Annotated in this window: 22 protein-coding genes; 12 read left to right on the top strand and 10 right to left on the bottom strand. The window is 57.6% G+C overall.

All coding sequences use genetic code 11. The features are described from left to right. Nucleotides 1-10 precede the first annotated feature (10 nt). The 9 genes from ACZ5AM_RS06810 (at nucleotide 11) to ACZ5AM_RS06770 (ending at nucleotide 6,893) form a co-directional block, all read left to right on the top strand. A complete protein-coding gene (locus ACZ5AM_RS06810) occupies nucleotides 11-715 on the top strand; it encodes a bifunctional fructose-bisphosphatase/inositol-phosphate phosphatase (RefSeq protein WP_464916035.1) in 705 nt (234 codons plus the stop codon). Next, a complete protein-coding gene (locus ACZ5AM_RS06805; RefSeq protein ID WP_464914282.1) occupies nucleotides 715-1,335 on the top strand; it encodes a rhomboid family intramembrane serine protease in 621 nt (206 codons plus the stop codon). The genes ACZ5AM_RS06810 and ACZ5AM_RS06805 overlap by 1 nt, the downstream gene beginning before the upstream one ends. 9 nt (nucleotides 1,336-1,344) lie before the next feature. After that, nucleotides 1,345-2,022, top strand: a complete 678-nt coding sequence (gene upp / locus ACZ5AM_RS06800; protein ID WP_464914281.1) for a uracil phosphoribosyltransferase — start codon at nucleotides 1,345-1,347, stop codon at nucleotides 2,020-2,022. 161 nt (nucleotides 2,023-2,183) lie between these two features. Beyond that, the gene (cas6, locus tag ACZ5AM_RS06795; protein WP_464914280.1) at nucleotides 2,184-2,930 is read left to right on the top strand and encodes a CRISPR-associated endoribonuclease Cas6; all 747 of its coding nucleotides are present in this window, start codon (nucleotides 2,184-2,186) and stop codon (nucleotides 2,928-2,930) included. Nucleotides 2,931-3,030: 100 nt separating this feature from the next. Then, nucleotides 3,031-4,227, top strand: coding sequence for a proteasome-activating nucleotidase (locus ACZ5AM_RS06790; RefSeq protein ID WP_464916034.1), 1,197 nt, complete (start codon nucleotides 3,031-3,033; stop codon nucleotides 4,225-4,227). Between the two features lie 38 nt (nucleotides 4,228-4,265). Continuing rightward, nucleotides 4,266-4,835 carry a hypothetical protein gene (locus ACZ5AM_RS06785; protein WP_464914279.1) on the top strand — a complete coding sequence of 190 codons (570 nt, stop codon included), beginning with the start codon at nucleotides 4,266-4,268 and terminating at the stop codon, nucleotides 4,833-4,835. A gap of 55 nt (nucleotides 4,836-4,890) precedes the next feature. Continuing rightward, complete coding sequence (locus ACZ5AM_RS06780; RefSeq protein WP_464914278.1) at nucleotides 4,891-5,430, top strand: hypothetical protein; 540 nt, start codon at nucleotides 4,891-4,893, stop codon at nucleotides 5,428-5,430. Between the two features lie 46 nt (nucleotides 5,431-5,476). Next, on the top strand, nucleotides 5,477-6,412 hold the full coding sequence (locus ACZ5AM_RS06775) for an RIO1 family regulatory kinase/ATPase domain-containing protein (RefSeq protein ID WP_464914277.1): 936 nt from the start codon (nucleotides 5,477-5,479) through the stop codon (nucleotides 6,410-6,412). Beyond that, complete coding sequence (locus ACZ5AM_RS06770) at nucleotides 6,402-6,893, top strand: hypothetical protein (protein WP_464914276.1); 492 nt, start codon at nucleotides 6,402-6,404, stop codon at nucleotides 6,891-6,893. The genes ACZ5AM_RS06775 and ACZ5AM_RS06770 overlap by 11 nt, the downstream gene beginning before the upstream one ends. Here ACZ5AM_RS06770 and ACZ5AM_RS06765 read toward each other — a convergent pair. The 10 genes from ACZ5AM_RS06765 to ACZ5AM_RS06720 all read right to left on the bottom strand — a co-directional run bounded on the left by ACZ5AM_RS06765 (nucleotide 6,883) and on the right by ACZ5AM_RS06720 (nucleotide 16,398). Continuing rightward, complete coding sequence (locus ACZ5AM_RS06765; protein ID WP_464914275.1) at nucleotides 6,883-7,836, bottom strand: radical SAM protein; 954 nt, start codon at nucleotides 7,834-7,836, stop codon at nucleotides 6,883-6,885. The genes ACZ5AM_RS06770 and ACZ5AM_RS06765 overlap by 11 nt on opposite strands. Then, nucleotides 7,829-9,001 carry an MFS transporter gene (locus ACZ5AM_RS06760; protein WP_464914274.1) on the bottom strand — a complete coding sequence of 391 codons (1,173 nt, stop codon included), beginning with the start codon at nucleotides 8,999-9,001 and terminating at the stop codon, nucleotides 7,829-7,831. The genes ACZ5AM_RS06765 and ACZ5AM_RS06760 overlap by 8 nt, the downstream gene beginning before the upstream one ends. Next, nucleotides 9,001-9,921, bottom strand: a complete 921-nt coding sequence (locus ACZ5AM_RS06755; protein ID WP_464916033.1) for an isoaspartyl peptidase/L-asparaginase family protein — start codon at nucleotides 9,919-9,921, stop codon at nucleotides 9,001-9,003. The genes ACZ5AM_RS06760 and ACZ5AM_RS06755 overlap by 1 nt, the downstream gene beginning before the upstream one ends. Nucleotides 9,922-9,976: 55 nt before the next feature. After that, entirely contained in the window at nucleotides 9,977-10,846 is an 870-nt protein-coding gene (locus tag ACZ5AM_RS06750) for a DMT family transporter (RefSeq protein ID WP_464914273.1), read from the bottom strand. 154 nt (nucleotides 10,847-11,000) lie between these two features. After that, a complete protein-coding gene (locus tag ACZ5AM_RS06745; RefSeq protein WP_464914272.1) occupies nucleotides 11,001-11,726 on the bottom strand; it encodes a tRNA-binding protein in 726 nt (241 codons plus the stop codon). Then, nucleotides 11,674-12,786, bottom strand: coding sequence for a tetratricopeptide repeat protein (locus ACZ5AM_RS06740; RefSeq protein WP_464914271.1), 1,113 nt, complete (start codon nucleotides 12,784-12,786; stop codon nucleotides 11,674-11,676). Before ACZ5AM_RS06740 ends, ACZ5AM_RS06745 begins: the two co-directional genes overlap by 53 nt. Continuing rightward, nucleotides 12,767-13,930 (bottom strand): tetratricopeptide repeat protein, encoded by a 1,164-nt coding sequence (locus ACZ5AM_RS06735; RefSeq protein WP_464914270.1) that lies wholly within the window; start codon nucleotides 13,928-13,930, stop codon nucleotides 12,767-12,769. The genes ACZ5AM_RS06740 and ACZ5AM_RS06735 overlap by 20 nt, the downstream gene beginning before the upstream one ends. A gap of 57 nt (nucleotides 13,931-13,987) precedes the next feature. Next, entirely contained in the window at nucleotides 13,988-14,653 is a 666-nt protein-coding gene (locus tag ACZ5AM_RS06730) for a 16S rRNA methyltransferase (RefSeq protein WP_464914269.1), read from the bottom strand. Beyond that, nucleotides 14,631-15,707 (bottom strand): saccharopine dehydrogenase family protein, encoded by a 1,077-nt coding sequence (locus ACZ5AM_RS06725; protein WP_464914268.1) that lies wholly within the window; start codon nucleotides 15,705-15,707, stop codon nucleotides 14,631-14,633. Before ACZ5AM_RS06725 ends, ACZ5AM_RS06730 begins: the two co-directional genes overlap by 23 nt. Before the next feature lie 34 nt (nucleotides 15,708-15,741). Beyond that, nucleotides 15,742-16,398: an HAD family hydrolase gene (locus tag ACZ5AM_RS06720; protein WP_464916032.1), complete on the bottom strand. Its 657-nt coding sequence runs from the start codon at nucleotides 16,396-16,398 to the stop codon at nucleotides 15,742-15,744. Nucleotides 16,399-16,546: 148 nt separating this feature from the next. Between ACZ5AM_RS06720 and eif1A the strand changes: the two genes are divergently transcribed. Genes eif1A through ACZ5AM_RS06705 form a run of 3 tightly spaced genes read left to right on the top strand, consistent with a single transcriptional unit; the run spans nucleotide 16,547 to nucleotide 18,452 of the window. Next, nucleotides 16,547-16,909 (top strand): translation initiation factor eIF-1A, encoded by a 363-nt coding sequence (eif1A, locus tag ACZ5AM_RS06715; protein ID WP_464916031.1) that lies wholly within the window; start codon nucleotides 16,547-16,549, stop codon nucleotides 16,907-16,909. A gap of 35 nt (nucleotides 16,910-16,944) precedes the next feature. Beyond that, entirely contained in the window at nucleotides 16,945-17,721 is a 777-nt protein-coding gene (locus ACZ5AM_RS06710) for a serine protein kinase RIO (protein ID WP_464916030.1), read from the top strand. An 11-nt stretch (nucleotides 17,722-17,732) separates the two neighbouring features. Continuing rightward, nucleotides 17,733-18,452 (top strand): KH domain-containing protein, encoded by a 720-nt coding sequence (locus ACZ5AM_RS06705; RefSeq protein ID WP_464914267.1) that lies wholly within the window; start codon nucleotides 17,733-17,735, stop codon nucleotides 18,450-18,452. Nucleotide 18,453 lies beyond the last annotated feature (1 nt).

Below are 18,453 nucleotides of genomic sequence, written 5' to 3'. Positions count from 1 at the left end.
AAAGGCCGTTATGCCCATCTTCGGCAAACCAAAGGCCGGGGAAAACGTCGGCACGAACGTGAGCGGTGACGTCACCAAGTACGTCGACAAGGTATCCGAGGAGCTCGTCCTTGAGAGACTTAAGCCGTTGGGTATAAACGTCGTCAGCGAGGAGATAGGTTTCCTCGACAACGGAAGCGACTACACTGCTGTGGTTGACCCCATAGACGGCTCCTACAACTTCGCCGCTGGCATACCGATCTTCGCCTTCAGCTTTGCGCTCTTCAGGGGCAGAAAACCGGTTTACGCGGCGCTCTATGAGCCCGTGACCGGGAACTACTACGAGGCCGTCCCCGGGGAAGGGGCCTATATGAACGGTGAGCCCATAAACGTTAAGCCCAAGCCACCGGAAAAAGCTGCTCTCAGCTTCTACACCCGGGGCCGGGGAACAGGGCTCATAAAACGCGTGAAGAGGGTGAGAGTCCTTGGAGCCATAGCCGTTGAGCTTGCATATCTCGCCAGGGGCACCCTCCAGGGCGTCGTCGACATAAGGAACTACGTTAGACCAACGGACATAGCGGCCGGGACGATAATAGCTAGAGAAGCCGGGGCATTGGTCGTGGACGAGATGGGCAGGGAACTCAAGGTTAAGCTGAGCGCGGAGGAGAAGATGAACATGATCGCGGCCAGCGACGAGAAGCTCCTGGAGATAATCCTCGAAGAGGTGAATGGTTGATGGGTTTGGAGGACGTACTGAAAGCTGCTAGACACGCGTGGATGACCTACGCCCTTTTCATCGTAAACGTGGCCGTCTTTGCCTACGAGCTCTACCTGAGCGGTTCGCTGACTGTCCAGACGAAAGCTCTTCTCAGGCTGGCCCTGATAAACTTCTGCGTCACCGACTGCCACGAGTACTGGAGATTGATAAGCGCCATCTTCGTCCACCTGAGCTGGCTTCACCTGGCCATGAACATGTTCTTCCTGATATACCTGGGCAGCCAGCTGGAGATCTTCGTGGGGAGGCTGAGGTACCTCGTGCTCTACTTCACCGCGGGGATATTCGGCAACGTGCTCACCGTCGCCCTGATGGATCCTTGGACGGTAAGCGGAGGCGCCAGCGGGGCCCTCTTCGGCATAGCGGGGGCGCTCATAATGATAGAGGGCGTTCTCAAGAGGAACATCCAGACTGCCCTGGCCAACGCCTTCTTCCTTTTCCTGATAAACAGCTGGATGCCCCACGTCAACGCGGTTGCACATCTCGGTGGGCTCATAGTTGGCATAGCCTTCGGCTACCTCTACGGCCAATACGTTAAAGAGAGGATGGCCCGCATGCTCTACTGGGATGAGTTTTACTGAGGTGATCCCATGAAAGCGGACGAGAGGTGGAGCGGTGTTTACTCCTTTGAGGACTCCCCCTTCATAATGGAGATCCTTACCGAGCTCAGGGACAAGAGAACGGGGAGCATAGCCTTCAGGAAGGGACTCGTCAAGCTGGGGAGGTACATGGGCTACGAGCTGACGAAGACGATGGAGACGGAGGAGGTGGAGATCGAGACTCCCCTGGAGAAAACTAGGGGCACTGTCGTCAAGGACAGGAGGGACGTCGTCATCATAACCGTCCTCCGCGCTGCGATACCGCTCATGGAGGGTCTGATAAAGGTTCTGGAGCACGCGAGGGTCGGCATAGTTTCCGCTTCCAGGGGCAAGGCACCGAAGTTCGAGATAGAGATGAACTACATCAAGATACCTGACCTCAAGCCGGAGGACACCGTCATAGTCGCGGACCCTATGATAGCGACCGGCTCAACGCTGATAAAGGTTCTCAAGGAGGTCAAGAAGTACGGCAGGCCGAAGCGCCTCCTAGTCCTCGGGGTTCTGGCTGCTCCGGAGGGAATATCCCGGATAAAGGCCGAGTTCCCCGAGGTGGAGATCTTCGTGGCCAAGGTCGACAGGGAGCTCAACGAGAAGGGCTACATCCTGCCTGGCTTAGGGGACGCCGGCGACAGGGCTTTCGGCGCGCCCCTCAAAGGGATCCAGGGGTGACCCGTTTACTTCTTTCCCTTTAAGATGGCGCGACTAAATTTCCAACTATCCGGCAGCAACCCCCCAAAGGCTGACAAAGTAACTACGAAAACCTTATTAAATTTCAGTGTTGAACTTTAGTACGTTAGGATCATGGCAGAATTCACACCGGAGGGGCTAAAATGAGGATAGAAATAAAGCTGAGACCCATTGGGGAGGATCCAATACTGCCCTTTAACTACAACTACGAGGTATACCGCCAGATAGTCGACAAGATCACGCTCATATCTCCCGATATCGCGAAGGAGGTAGAGCTCAGTCACGTCGATCACTTCACCTTTTCTAGGATCCTTGTTAGAAAGCGTGAGCTCCTCCCCGAGAGGGGGATAAGGATACTCTCTGATACGGTTTCCCTTTACATATCGTCCCATTCTCCGGAGGTCATACAGGCCATAGTCGAGGGGTTCATGACGAGCCCTTCGATGAAGATAGGCGAGACGGATTTTGTGGCGGATGATATAAAGCCCCTCAAGGAGCCAAAAATCTACAACGGGGTGCTCTTCTCAACCCTCAGCCCGATAATAGTTCGCACGGTTAAGTTCGAGAACAACAGGATGAAGATCTGGGACCTCTACCCGAGCGAGCCGACCTTCTTCGACAAGCTCCGGAAGGTCATGCTCCTGAGGTACTCCGAACTCTACGGGCACACGCCCGAAGATTCGGCCTTTAAAGTCGAGGTCGTGAAGTTCAAGCCCGTCAGGATACTCGTGGCGGACACATACTACAGGGGCTCCCTTATGATATTCCGCTACTTTGGCTCGCAGGAGATAGCGCGCTTTGGCTACGACCTCGGCTTTGGGGAGAAGACGCGCTACGGCTTTGGGATGGTGAAGGTCATAGACGAGGACAAAACAAAGACTCTAGGGTGAAGCCCTCGGCCCTTTCTTTTTAGGAGAGGCCGGCGTATAAGTTCCTTCTTCAACCAGTAGAGTTAAAAAGCCCCGCGAGGATTATGTTCTGGTGGGAAAGATGAGCAGTTTTGATGAGGTTAAGCGCTCAGACTCGGGTTACGATGATTACATCACTTTCCTCAAGAGGAGGGTCAGGCAGCTTGAGCTCCAGGTTAGAACGCTTGAAGCGGACAAGGAGAGGCTGGAGAGGGAGCTCTCTCGCCTCAGGATGGAGATGTCGAGGCTCAGGCAGCCGCCGGCATTCGCAGGGACTGTGATAGAGGTTCTCGACGACGACAGGGCAATAGTGCAGAACTACAACGGGCCGCGCTTCGTCGTCAGGATAGCGCCGTGGATAGAGCGCGACAAGCTTAAACCCGGTTCCAGGGTGGCACTAGACCAGAGGACGATGGCGGTCGTTGAGCTACTCCCGAGCGAGAAGGATCCGAGCGTTCTTGGTTTCGAGGTCATCGAGAGGCCGCGGGTTACTTACGCGGACGTCGGCGGTCTGGAGAGGCAGCTCCACGAGCTCAGGGAGGCAGTGGAGCTTCCGCTTAAGCACCCGGACCTCTTTGAGAAGGTCGGTATAGAGCCCCCTAAGGGCGTCCTCCTCTACGGTCCACCGGGCTGTGGAAAAACCCTGATGGCTAAGGCCGTGGCAAATCACGTCAACGCCACCTTCATCCGCGTCGTCGGCAGCGAGCTCGTCAGGAAGTTCATAGGCGAGGGTGCCCGCTTGGTTCACGAGCTCTTCGAGCTGGCGAAGGAGAAAGCTCCAACGATAATATTCATCGACGAGATAGACGCCATAGGCGCGAAGAGGATGGACGAAACTACGGGCGGCGAGAGAGAAGTGAACAGGACGCTGATGCAGCTCCTGGCGGAGATGGACGGCTTCGACCCGAGGGGGAACGTTAAAGTTATAGCGGCAACTAACAGGCCGGACATCCTGGATCCGGCCCTGCTGAGGCCCGGAAGGTTCGACAGGCTCATAGAAGTGCCGCTCCCGGACTTCAAGGGCAGGCTCGAGATACTCAAAGTCCACACCAGGAAGATGAACCTCAAGAACGTTGACCTGACGGTTATAGCGGACATAACGGAAGGTGCCAGTGGGGCGGACCTCAAGGCCATCGCGACGGAGGCCGGGATGTTCGCCATAAGGGACAGGAGAACCTACGTGACCCAGGAGGACTTCCTCAAGGCCGTCGACAAGGTTCTCGGTGCGGAGAAGAGGCTTGCACAGGCCATAGCTATGCACGAGGTCATGTACGGCTGACGACAAGCCTTTTATACCTTTTTTGAGTTTTAACTTTGATGGCTATGGGGTGGAGAAGGTTTCTAACCCTGGGCATTGTAGTCCTTCTAGCCATCGCGGTTCTTGTGGTGTACCTCACCGTTCCTTCCCAGGAGGAGCCCCGTTTCATACTCCAACGGAACAGCACCCTGGAACAGGGCCACGCGGTGGTGGGGCGTGGGGGAGAGGCCATAGCAAACTTCAGCGGGCGGTTTGCGGTTACGGTTTATCGGGAATCCGGTAGGATCCACGTTCACATAGGCACCCTGGAGAAGAGTCATATAACGGACGTCAAGGTCTACGTGAGGAGGAACTTCCTAAACGGCCTTTACGTGGAGCTCGAACCCCCGTGCTGTGGGGCCCGTGAGGTTATAACCCGGAGAAAGGTCGACTACGGAGTCCTCTACGTCATCCATTTGCGGGATCTTCGGGAGGCCGGGAGAGGCGATCTGGAGCTCACCTTCGTGGACAGGGCCCCCGAGAACGAACTCACGATAAGGGTCGAGGTTGAGGCAAAGGAGCACTACAGGCCCTACCGCGGAGAGGCCGTTTTCGTGGTCGTTGACCCCTATGCGAGTTATTCCCACTAGCCCACGCAGCGGAGGCCCCGCAAGGTTTTTATACTATCGCGAGTTTTAACTTTTGGTGGTACCCTTGAAGAAAAAGTGGCCCGCTCTCCTGGTCGTTGCGGTTCTGACGGCCGTGGTCCTACCTCTCGCCCACACAATGACTCCGGCGAAGGTCAACGCGAGGGTTATGGTGTCCGACGGAAACGTCACCCCCACTTACCCCACCGAGGTCGGCCCGGGGAAATGGGCGCTAGCCAACTTCAGCGGGAAGTTCTGGGTGGCCCTGGCCAGAGAATCCGGGAGGATAGTCCTCCAGATCAGACCCCTCGAAGGCTACAGGCTTGAGGAGGTCAGGGTCGTTGTCCCGGTGCGGTACGGGGCCAACCTGAAGATCAAGCCTCCTCTAGTAGGTAGGACAGTTGTCCACCTTGAGGGGGATTCGTATGTGGTCGAGTCAAAGGACTTCGGGGATCTGGGTAAAGGTCAGATAGTGCTGGCATTCTTTGAGGGCACGCCGAGAACATCGGCCCTGATGGAAGTCCACGTCAGGGTAAAGAGGGGCCTGAGGAGCTACACCGGCGACTGGGCCTTCTTCATAAGAAACCCCTCCGGCTGATGGCTACATTTATAAATCTCCCCTCCGATGGGGGCAGGGAGAGAAGATGGTCAGCAAACTGCTCGCGCTCGAGGCTTATCCTAACCTCCGGGACCTCGACTTCAGGATTCTGAGGGGAGTAGAGCTCAACATGCGTCACCACCGCTGGGTGCCCCTGGAGGACGTGGCGCGCTTCGCCAGGGTTGACGTTGAGACCGCATCGTTCCGCCTTGGAAAGCTCGACAACTGGGGCCTCGTGGTCAGGAGGAGCGACATAGGCTACATAGGCTACCAGCTCACGATACACGGCTACGACACTCTCGCTATACGGGCCCTGGCGAAGAAAGGCGTCGTTGAGGCCATAAGCACGGCCCAGATAGGCGTTGGGAAAGATGCCGACGTTTACGTCGGAGTAACCCCCTCGGGGGAGAAAGTCGCCGTAAAGTTCAACCGAATCGGGGGGAGGACTGCCTCGAGGAAGGCAGCGTACCACAGGCACGTGTTCCACGACAAACGTCACACGAGCTGGCTGTACGTCTCAAGACTCATAGCGAAGAAGGAGCACGAGGCCTTAACGCTCCTCAGCCCGATAGCGAAGGTTCCGAGGCCAGTGGCATGGAACAGGCACGTTCTGGTCATGGAGTTCATCGAAGGAACCGAGCTCGCCGACCTGAGGGACACCGACCTGACGCGGAAAGAGGCCGGCGAGATACTCTCGAAGATCCTCGACGAGTACCTTAAGATAGTCCGCTTCGGGATAGTCCACTCCGATATGAGCGAGTTCAACATAGTTTTAACCAACGACGGCGACATCCTTATAATCGATTGGGCCCAATACATCACGACGGCGTACCCCGAGAGCTACGAACTCCTCAGGAGGGATCTGACGGTTCTAATCAACGCCTTCAAGCGCAGGTGGGGTGTGAAGGTAGGGTTTGACGAGGTCTGGGATAGTTTCGAGGAAGCTTGGAAAGCGAGCAGAGGTGAGGGGCATGGTCATTAAGTACGAACCCCTGAACCGAAGGGAGCGCATCATCAGGCTCTTCCGCGAGGCGATAGAGGCCGAGAACGAGAACGATCTTGAGACCGCGAAGAGGAAGCTCGACGAGATACTCCACGAGAGCATGGAACATGAGCCCGAGCTGTACTTCGAGGCCTGCTTCAGGCTGGCGGAGGTGTTCCTCCAGGAGGACAACTACAGGGGGGCCGTTAAGTGCGCCCTCCGCGCCATAGCCCGGGCCCCCAACGAGAACCTATTCAGGCTGGGCTTTAAGAGGCTGGGCGACATGTTGGCGATAATACGGGACTCGGGGAAGCTGGAAGAGCTGGGCCGTGATGGGGAGAGCTTTTTCCCGCACGTTGGGGAGGACGAGGACCTCAGGGACTTTGTTGACGCCATGATCAGGCTGGCGAGGGGAGAAAGGGTGGAAAAGGAGTTCCCGCTCAAGGAGATGAACGAGGCCCTCTCAGTCCTCAGAGGATAGTCTCTATGATCCTCTTCACGTACTCTTTTTCAGGTCTAACCGGGAAGTTGTAGGGCTCCTTTCTCGGCCTCTCGTTGTAGTAGGGCCTGTTGCAGCCGGGGCAACCATGGGTGGAGAAGACCTCGGGCGGAACCAGCTCCGCAAGCTCCTCTTTTGGGATCCTAAAGCCGGTGAGGTTGCCGTCGTTGTCGAAGGTGAAGTCCTCCACGGAGGCGAGGCCAGCCTCAAGGAGATGCCTCGCTAGCTGGATCCGGCGGTAGCGCTCGAGGGACGGCGGCCTGGCGTTCTCAAGGCGCGTTCCCTTAACTGGAGTGAACGCGAAGAGGGAAACCTCGGCGTTCATGTCATAGGCCCTCGCCATCGTCTCGACCATCTCCCTGTCGGTCTCACCGAGGCCCACTATGAGGTGGACGAAGGCCCTTCCGGGGCCGAAGACGTCGATGACGTCCCGGGTAAAGGCCCACATGTCGTCCCAGGAGTAGAGGGAGTCCTTGACTTCTCCGTAAACCCGCTCGCTCGCGGCATCTAGACCCACCCCGATGTAGTCAACGCCCCTCTTTTTGAACTCCTCCAGCGTTCTCTTTTCAACGGGCGTTATCGAGACCGATACCGGTAGGTCAAAGGGAGCAAAGGCCTCGAGGAGATCCAAGACGTCCTCCACCATCCCCGGGTAGTCTATCGTCTGGAGGCAGATCCGGGAGAAGTTCCCCTTCGGTAGTGCATCCAAAACCTCCTCAAGCTCGAAGGCCGGCCAGGTGATGCGGGAGAGCTTTTCCAGGTCGGCCCTGCTCTCCCTCGCCTGGACGCAGAAGGCGCAGTTGTTCCTACAGTGGCCCGGCCAGTAGGTCATGAGGTAAGCGGTGGTCGGCCTGGCGAGCATCTTTCCCTTCCTTAGGCCCATCGCAACCGCCGTTCCGTAGGAGACCCTTATGAATTCAACCATGTTCACCACCTACGACGTGCGGCGAGATGACGGTTAAAAGCGCTACCCCTCCGAGGAGAGGGAGAAAGGCGAGAACGCCGGCGTAGCCCAGCAGTCCAGCTGCGTAGCCGAGGGTGAACTGGCCACCCATCGTCCCGAGGTCGAAGAACATCGTGTAGACGCTAGAGCCCATCGTCCTTATCCTCTGGGGCAGGTTTCCAAGGGCCATGAGCTGCATCGCCGGGACGGCAAGACCGAAGCCGGCGCCGATGAGAACCGCGCTCGCGTAGGAAGCAGGGGGAGTCGTAAAGCGGAGGAGAACCAGGTAGCCGGCTATGACCGTTATCAGGCCCGCCGCGGAGACGGGTATCGGGCCCATCCTGTCGGCGCTCCTGCCCCCGAGGACCCTCGTGACGAAGCTCGCTATCCCGATGACCATCATGTACGTCCCGAAGACCCTCTGGGGATAGGAGAGCTCCTTGTAGAGGGCTGGAAGGAAGGTGCTCACGCCGGCGTAGGAAGCGGCGAAAAAGAGGAGAGCCAGCGATGCCGCCACGAAGTAGGGCCTTAGAAGTTCGGAGTAGTCTGCCCTCTCACTATTCTCCGTCCGTACGAAGGTCTTTCCGACTCTCCCCCTAACTGGAAGGACGAAGAGGGCACCGATGGCTGAGAAGAGCACCACAAGGGAGAACGCACCGGAAAAGCCGAGGTAGTCCGAGGCGTAGCCGCCGAGGGCGGGGCCGACGATGTTGCCGAGGGAGAACATCATGCCTCTCCAGCCAAGGGTCTCGCCGACCCTCCCGACGGGGGCGAGGTCAACGGCCGTGGAGAGGCTCGAGGGGAAAAAGATACCCATCGAGAAGCCGTGTAGCGCCCTACTAAAGGCGAAGAGCCAGATGCTGCCCGTTAAAGCCGCGGCAACGTAGAGGGAACCGGAAACGAGGCTCAGGAGGTTCCCGAGGATCATAGCCTCGAGCCTGTAGCCCCTGTCGCCGACGACCCCACCTATCGGCTTAGAAATCAGTGAGAGGACCGAGGTTATCCCTGCCAAAAGACCCACCAGAAAGGGGCTGGCGCCGAGGGTCATTGAGAAAGGTGACACTATGGGGTTGACTGAGCTTATGCCCAGGAAGAAAAAGAAGGTCGAGAGGTTGAGGAGCCATATGTCCCGGAAGTTTCCGTCCACTAAACCCCGACCTCCGGTTCGTCCATGCCGTCCTTCATGAAGGCGTGGCTCATGTGCTTGGTGTTCTTGGCGAAGCCGACGTTTCCGCGGGAATCGACCATTATGATGCCCATCGTGTCTTTCCCGAAGTATTTGGTCGCGAGGCTTATCGCGGCTTCGCTGGCTGTTTGTGCGTCCATACCCAGCCTCACGAAGTCGGTGGCGCTCTTCGCCAAAGCGAGCTTTATGGCAACCTCCCCGAGACCTGTGCAGGAAGCTCCAGCAACCTCGTTGGCGTATGTTCCGCCGCCGATTATCGGCGTGTCGCCAACCCTGCCGAACATCTTGAGGAAGACGCCTCCGGTTGAGGTTCCGGCAACCACCTCCTCGCCGTCGAAGGCCACCGCTCCGACGGTACTCCTCAGAACCTCCGGGTACTCCTTTATCAGCTCGTTGAGCTTCTTCCAGTGTCTGGTTTCGCCCCTCTCGATAAGCTTCTTCCTGAGTTCTTCCCACTGCTTCAGTCTCTCGTCGGTTACTGGGTTGTACTCCTCGAAGCCGAGCAGACGGGCGAACTTCACGGCTCCTTCGCCGCTCAAAAGGACGTGGTCCGTCTTCTCCATGACCTTTCTGGCGACGCTTATCGGGTTCTTAACACCCCAGATTCCGGCAACAGCGCCGGCGTCAAGGGTTTTCCCGCGCATTATCGCCGCGTCCATCTCGACCTTGCCGTCAAGGGTTAGAACGCTCCCGGTCCCGGCGTTAAAGACCGGGTTGTCCTCGAGGGCTTTAACCGCTTCCTCGACAGCATCCAGGGCAGAACCGCGCTTCAGCTCCCTCCAGCCAGCCAAGACAGCTTCCCTGACACCGTCAAGGACCTTCGGAATGCGCTCCTCCTTTTTAATCGTCCCGGCCCCGCCGTGGACTATGATAGCGACCATCGACACCACCGCTGAAAAAAGAGCTCGAAAGGTTAAAAGAGTTATGGAAACGGAATCACTTCATCGAGACGAGGAGTATACCGACGATTGCGAGCGCAAGTCCCTCGAATATCCTCCTGTTCGGGGTTTCCCTCAGGAACAGTACCGCCATGAGGGACGTTAAAAGCGGGTTTATGGCCGAGACCGGGGCCGAGATCTGGGAACCCACCGCCTGGGTGGAGTAAACGAAGAGGAACTGGCCCAGGAAGAGGCCGCTGAAGGCCGCTCCAGAGAGCACCGCGAGCTCACGGAGGTTCGTGTTCAGTATCTCTCCCCTGTAGGCCGGGAGAAAGACCGAGACACCAACGGCCGCTGAGAACATCCTGAAGCCGGCTAACGTCAGGGGGTTGAAGTGCCCGGTAAGCCAGTCCATCATCGTTATTGCGATGCTCCACGAGATGGGAGCGATCAGGGCGTAGACGAAGCCTCTAGGATCCGCGTGCTCCTCATCCTCCGCCCTGCGGACAATTACTATGGCCAGGACTATCAGGAGGGCACCCAGGTATACCCTAAAGCCCACCTTCCTCCCGAGGAAGAGCGACGCCCAGAGGACGGCCCATAAGGGATAGGTGGAGGTCACGGGGACGGTTCTCGAGACCCCCATCCTGTGGAGGGCGTGGAAGTAGAAGTAATCGCCTATCACAAAGCCGAACTGGGCCGAGACGAAGGCCACCGCAAGGTAGAGGGGATCGGAATGGAGTATCTCGTCTATCCCGCCAGTTGGGATCAGAACCGCCAGGTACATCAGGGAAACGATGTAAAGCCTGGTTATGTTGGCCGCCACGGGGCTCTTGGACCTCATCCCTACCTTTATGAGGATCGTTGCAGTTGCCCAGCAGAGGGCCGACGCGAGTGCAGCCGCCACTCCTACTATAGTCCCGTCCATGATGGTTGGGGGATTGCTTCAGCTTAAAAGTTTAACGTTTCGATGGGCCTCAAAAGGAGGGGATATAAAGCCCCGGGAGAAACATGGGACGTGATGACCTCGGCAGTTGCTGACGGAAGGATGATGACGATCTTGAGTGCTGAAAATTTAAAGCTCAGGCCTTGAGGAAGGCCTCAACTAGGTTCCTCGTCTCGACAAAGGCCTCCAGGGGGATGCCCTTCGGGAGCCCCCCGACTTCCCCCTTGACGTCCTTCAAAACGCCCTCTCCAGCGCCGAGGAACATGCCCTCGCTGACTATTCCCCTGAAGTTCGCCGGCGGGAGCAGAGCCACTGCAACGCGGTTTCCTTCCTTAACGGTTAGGTCGTTTGTGACGACGGTTATCGCCCTGTCGCCAATGTTCACGTTGGTAACCAAAAGCCTGTCGGCGTTCGGGTGCTTGGCGACGCTCATGACTTCCCCGACCTTTATGTCAACCGCTATGACCGGGTCGTTTATCTTGCCGAGGGAAAGCCTTTTGTCGAGGTTGAGGATCGTGTTGAGGAAGAACTTTATCTTAGCCACTGCCTCCTCGACCTTCTCGCGCTCGCCCTTGTCCGCCAGGCTTAGGAATTTGTGGTGCCAGTCTTCTCCACCTAAAGCCTCGATTATGCCCTCGGCCTTCTCCTTGAGGGCCTTCATCTGGGGCGTGTCGACTAGCTCCTTCGGGTCAACGTAGGTGTACCTCATCGCCTGTATCTCGGGGATCATCTCCTTAGCGAGCTGGATTGCCCCCTTCTTGTCCCATTTGCCCTTGAACTTGGCCCCCTCGATCGTCTTCAGGAAGAGCTCAACGCTTTTCTCCGCCACTAGCAACCGGTAGTCCTTGCTCGTATCCCACATACTCCCCACCGCCAAGTTGCTGGAGGACCCTGCTCTTAATGGTTTCGCTCGGTATGCTCATAGCGACCGATCTCGCCATCAGCTCGTCGCCCTGTTTGTGGTAGTGAACGGCCACCCTGGAGAGGATCTCCGAGAGGAACCTGTCGCTCCGTATGAAGTTCGTGATCCTGAGGGCCAGGTCCGGGTGGTCCAGCTTCAGGAAGTCCCTGGCCATCTCGACCAGCTCCCGCTCGTCGACGTCCGAGAATGTGAGGAGGTTGATGGCGTCGTTGAAGACCTCCCTTCCGAGTTCGGGGTAGTCGTTGGCGTAGAGCCAGAAGGCGACCTCCAAGAAGGCCAGGCCCCTGCGTTCCGGCGGGACGTACCTGGCCATCAATATCGCATCGTCCACCCTGTCCTCTGCCAGAAGGCGCCTCAGGAACTCCACGTCCCCGTTTACGGCCCTGTCTATTACCCTAGCCTTAGCCTCGATCGAGTTGGCCAGGAACTCTATCCCTATGTACCTGTACACCTCGGCGGCCGTTTCTAGGTACAGTCTGGCCCAGTCGCCGTAGTCCACCCACTCGATGGACATCGTGAGCGCGTCGCCCAGCTTTCTGAGGAGCCTGATGGCCTTCTCTGGCTCGTCCTCCCTAGCTAGCATCAGGCTCTCAAAGGCCGCGTTGAAGAGAGAGTACGCGTCCTCGTATAGGCCGGCCCTAACGAGGTTTATTGCAACCGCTATGTGCGCCTCGGCCTTCCACAGGGGGAAGCCTATTGCCCGGGCCGTGGAGATGGCCTGCTCGAAGAATTTGACGCCTTCCTTCTCGTCGCCCGATGAGAAGAGAGCCTCACCTATTATCGAAAGGATGAGGGCCTTGCTCTTCCTGTCTGGGGCATAGGTGGCACACTTCAAGAGCTCGCCCTTGACGAGCTCGTAGTCTCTCATGCGGGTGACCCTTTTCAGGAGCTCGGCTAGAAGCTCGGCCCTGGTCACGTCCTCCTTTTCCTCCGAGATAACCCTCAGGGCCTCCCGGACTCTATCCCGTCTCACATACTCCTCAATCCGCTCTATCAACATCCAAACTGCCCCCCTCCCCCCGTGGGCTATTAGAACCACCTGATTCAACTTCCAGCTCGGGGGGCGTTTTAGGCTCTGCCCGGGCCAGAGTATTCTCAACCTCCTGAATAGCCCTTACGACCTTATCCCTAATAAGGATATCGCCTATCCTCATCGCGAGTTCCCTGGCCTGTTCTACCTCCCCCCTGCGCGCGTGGGTGATGGCGATCTCGCCGATGAGCTCCGAGAACCTCCTCTCGTCTCTCAGGATGCCCGCCAGAACAAGGGCCTCGTTGAGCTTCCCTATCCTGAGGAACTTGTAGGCAACCGCCTCTATCTCACCCTCCCTGACCCTGAACTTGCCCACCAGGAGCATCTCCGTTGCGTCGTTGAAGACCTCCCTCGCCAGGTCGCTGTAGTCGTGGATGAACAGCCAGTAGGCGACGTTGAGCATCGCAACGGCCCTCTCGGCAGGTGGCAGGAACCTGGCCATCTGGAGGGCCCTGTCGACGTCCCCCCTCTCTAAGAGCTCCGTGACCGCGAGAGAGCCTCTCTTAAAGACCTCCGCGGCCGTTTTTATCCTCTCTTCCATCTCCCTGGCCTGAAGCTTGAACCCGAGGCTCTCGTAGATCTCCTCCGCGAGCCTGTAGAATTCCAGGGCTATCTCGTTTGGTATCTCCTCGGCGCTCCTCTCAACCCTCCTGGCCAGGTTAACGAGGCCCGAGACGACCTCCGAGTACATCGCCCTTGCTGACTGGAGCCTCTCAAAAGCTTCCCTGAAGGCCCTCAGCCCGTCGCTGTACCTACCGGAGAGCACCAGGTTCTTCCCTATCACTCCCAGTATCTCTGCGGTCTCCATGGGCGAGGGTATCCTCCCGATGAGCTCAAACGCCCTCTGGAAGTGCCTCTCCCCATCTCTCTCCATCTCCAGGGCGTAGAACGCTTTCGCAGCGTAGGATTCCGCTATGGCCAACTCCTTAGGCGATTTTATCTCCTTGATCGTCTCGATGAGCGGGGGAACGAACTCCTCCCGGTAGGACCTCGATATCACCTCGGCTATCATGACGGCCCTCCTGAACGGGTCCCTCTCGCGCAGTGCCTCGGCAAAAGCCCCCCGATAGTTCCCGAGGCGAAGTTGCTCCCTGAACCTCTCCACGCCTTTCACCTTGGTTTAGTACGACGGCCGGCCTAAAAAGGCTTTCGAAAGAGAGTTATGGAAGAACTAGAGAAAAGACGCCTCGTAGTTGACCAGAACCTCATTCACCACCGTCCACGCCATCAGGGGACCTTTGTAAAGGCTGACCCTCCTTCCCTCAACCCCATCAATCCGCCTGAAGTCCCCGTGGGGAAAGCCGCCGACGATGACGGCGGGGTTTTCGAGAGCGCTGAGCTCCTTCCCCAGATCCCTCGGTTTCATGGGCTCCCCCCTCTCGTGGGCTATGAAGACTCCGTCGGGTCCGATCCTTTTCAAGAGCCCCTCCAAGCTCAGCTCCTCGATCCTAAGGAGTTCAAGATCCTCCGGAACCGCCCCATTTTTAAAGAGGCTCTCCATGAGGCCGACGAAGCGGTTGTAGTTTCTGGGGATCCTCGTCTCGGGCTTTATCGTGATGACCTCGTCGTTCCGGGTGTGAACGTAGACCCTCAGCCTTCCCTCCTTGTTGGCGATGCTCTCAAGGGCGTTGAGGAGGCAGACGTGGACTATGTCTGGCCTGCCCCTCCTCTCCCCCTCGGAGAGCTTCTTCAGGGCCGCGTGGTGGTACGTGCTGTCGAGGAGCATCTCAGTGGGCTTCTTGCCCCTCCTCCTCGCGTGGTTGAGGACGGCCGGATGGTCCGCTATCTCCCCAGGGACGAGTTCGAGCTCGGCCTCAGCTACTATCAGGTTCAGCATGCTCCCACCTCTCCAGCCGTATGTCCCTCTCCCGCAGCTCCCTCACGAGCCGGGCGTAGGTATCGGCCCTCATGCCGATTATCTCGGGCGGGATGACCCCAAAGGTACAGGTGCCCTCGACCACCATCCTCGCTATTATAGCTGCGGTGAAGCCCGTGACCCTGGCCATCGACGTAAAGCCGCCTTTTTCCTCGTCGTAGAGGAGGTAGCGGATCTCCCTCTCCCCTTTCCCTATGACCTCCATCAATGAGAAGTCGGGGCTCTCGTACTGCATCAGGGGGGATATAACCTTTAGCGTGTGATCCACGTGCTCCGGGGCAAAGAAGCCGAGCTCCCTCAACACCTTCATCCGCTCAAGGTGCCCGGGCCAGCGGAGCGTCCACTCCTCGAGCCTCTTTGCCTTTACAGACTCCAGGAGGGAGCGCAGTCCATCGCTCAGAAACGCCTCAAAGTCCATCCCCTTGATCCTGACCCGTTCGATGCTCTCGAACGGATCCACAGCCCTCACCTCACCCTCCCTGATAACCCTCGCGGGCCTAACGTATTCTTCAATTAGGTCTTTCGGTGACCATGTAATTCTGTAATAAAGTGGAGGTCTCGGGTTCTTTGGAAGGCCGCCAACGTAGATCTTGGCCTCCTCGAGCTCCTCCAGCTCCTGGTAGATCCTCCCAACCAGGACGTTGCTCAGACCCGGTGCAAAGCCCGCATCGAACAGTACCGTGATCCTAGCTTCCTCCGCCTCGGAGTGGAGCTCAGCTGGGTTCTCGGGCATGAAGGAGACATCCACGAGGTCAACACCGGCCCGTATGGCGGCCTTGACCGTTGAAAACCCGAACCTTCCAGGCAGGGCGCCCACCACTAAATCAAACCCCTTCATAACCCTGACGAGCTCCCCAAAGTCCGAGGCGTCGATTTTGAGGGGCTCGGCGAAATCTCTTACAGATTTGAACCTCTCAGTTGAGGCGTCGCCAACGTGAACCTCAAAGTCCCGGCTCAGATCCCAAGCTATGGCCCTTCCAACGTTTCCCCCGCCAAGTACCAAAACCTCCGTCATGCCATCACCCCACTCATCGGTGGTTGCTAAAGGCCTACCCAACCAGCTCCGAGAGCCTCTCGTCCACGTCAAGCAGCTCCCGGAGGTTCTCGATCTTTATGAAGTTCTCGCGCTCGTAGAGAAGTGCAACGTCGTGTTTGTACGGCGACGCCTTCTGGACGAACAGGGCGTTGTCGTCCGTGACGTAGGTGAACCTGCTCGGGCTGTCGTCCACCCACACTATCGGCTCGTCAGGGTGGAGGTTTCTAATGGCCATAAACTTCTGGAGCATGTCCCTGGTGCTCTTGAAGGTTATGACCGAGTCGAACTCGTCGTACCAGCCCGTCTTCTTCAGGAAGATGACCTTTCCGCCGGGGTACGTGTGCTCCCCCGAGAAACTAACCACAGTCCTCCCGGCCTTCCTCAGCGCCCTAACGACCCTTCTGGCGTTTGGGAGGTCCTGTATGAACTTGGGCATGAGGCGATAGTACTCGTGTATCGTACCCTGGGCAACGAGCTCGTGGATAACGCCCAAATGCCTGTAGGTCAGCTTCCCCTTGATGAAGAGGAAGAGTGCTGTGTAGTACTCGTCGTAGAGGTCGCTCTCTATCACCGCGGGCATCGTCCGCTCTATCGCGAGTCTCAGAGCCTTTTCAACGGCCTGGTGGCTGTCCACGAGGGTCCCGTCGAAATCGAAAAGGTACACGATCATGGGCAACACTAGTACGCCTTGGGCGCTTGGAATTATAAACCCTGCCCCGTGCAAAAATTTTAAAAGTCTAAAACTGTACACCGGATGGAGAATTTTTGCAAGGCTTAAGCTTATAAGGGAACGTGATGAGTGAGTGGGGGTGATGCTCATGGCTTACCACAGGGGAAAGAAGGGTGGAAACAGGAAGAACCAGAACCAGGGGGAGGAGGTAATTCGCGTTCCCCTCCCGAAGGAGGGACAGCTCTTTGGGATAATCGAGCAGGCCCTCGGTTCCGGATGGATGGACGTCCGCTGTGAGGACGGAAAGGTGAGGAGATGCAGGATTCCGGGCAAGCTCAAGAGGAGGATGTGGATGCGCGTTGGGGATGTTGTCATAGTCCAGCCCTGGCCCGTTCAGAGCGACCAGCGCGGGGACATAGTCTACCGCTACACTAAGACACAGGTGGACTGGCTCCTCAGAAAGGGTAAGATAAGCCAGGACTTCCTAAGCGGCGGCGAGCTCCTCTTCTGAGCCCGCTTTAGCATTCTAACTCAAGAGTGATGGGCATGCTCGAGGAACGCCTTGACAGGGAGATCGAAGACATCCTCGGCCTGCGGGAGAGGCGGGAGAAGGACAGCGAGCTCTACAAGATAGCCAACGAGGTCTTTGACAGGACCACCAAGGAGACCCTGGCTTACTTTCATCGAAGGGGCAGGATAGAGGCCCTTTACGGCGTTATAAGTACCGGCAAAGAGGCCAACGTTTTCGCGGGCGTGGATTCGGACGGGAACAGGATAGCGGTGAAGATATACCGCACCTACACCACCGAGTTCAGGCGGATATGGGAGTACCTCGCGGCAGATCCTAGAATCGGCTACCTACCTAAGGATATGAGGAAGCTTGTCTTCGTCTGGACCCGGAGGGAGTTTAAAAACCTCCAGAGGGCGATAAAATACGCGGTTAGAGTCCCCGAGCCTGTAGCTTTCAGGAACAACGTGCTGATAATGGAGTTTATCGGGGACGAACTTCCAGCCCCCAGGCTGAAGGACGTGGAGAGAGAACTGTCCAGGGAGGACTTCGAGGAGCTCTACGACTTCGCGATGGGCGTTATAGAGCGCCTCTGGAAGAGGGGGGACATGGTTCACGGCGACCTTAGCGAGTACAACATCCTGCTCCATGGGAGGCCGGTCGTTATAGACTGGTCCCAGGCGACCGTGAGGAGGAACAGGATGAGTCTCGAGCTCCTCAGGAGGGATCTGAGGAATATAATCAGCTACTTCAGGAAGAGGGGAGTCGGGACCGAGGATCCCGACGAGAAGTTTCAACAGCTCACTGGGATTTGAGGGGTGAGATTATGGACGAGTTCGAGAGACTGCTGAGCAAGTACGAGAGGATCGACAAGGACGGCAGACCCCTGAAGGAGGAACCCGAGGTCGAGATAGACTACGCCGCCGAGGGCGAACAGGAGGAGTTCCTTCGGATACCCAAGGAGAGGGTCGCCGTTGTGATAGGCAAGAAGGGGAAAACAAAGAGGGAGATCGAAGAGAGGACCGGGACTAAAATAGAGATCGACAGCGAGACTGGGGAGGTCTTCATAACCGCAAAGAAGGGCACCAAGGACCCCCTTGCAGTTTGGAAGGCCCGTGATATAGTCCTGGCGATAGGTAGGGGTTTCTCTCCGGAGAGGGCTTTTAGGCTTCTCAACGAGGGGGAGACGCTGGAGGTCATCAACCTCACCGACATAATAATCGGGAACGACAAGAACGCCCTCCCGAGGGTAAGGGGCCGCATCATAGGGAGGAAGGGTAGAACCCGGGAGATAATAGAGGAGATGAGCGGAACGGACGTCAGCGTCTACGGGAAGACCGTCGCAATAATAGGCAACCCGATCCAGATCGAGGTCGCCAAGACGGCCATAGAGAAGCTCGCCAGGGGGTCGCCCCATGGCGTCGTTTACAAATACCTTGAGAGGAGGAAGAAGGACCTCGAGCTCGAAAGCACGGCCTATTACGAGGCCATAGAAGGGGGAGTGCCCCCCGTGGAGCTCAAGGATGAGGAGGAAGGGGATGAGTGAA

It is taken from the genome of Thermococcus fumicolans, assembly GCF_055386755.1.
Note: the sequence above shows the minus strand (reverse complement) of the source record. Positions and strands in the feature narration are given on the sequence as shown.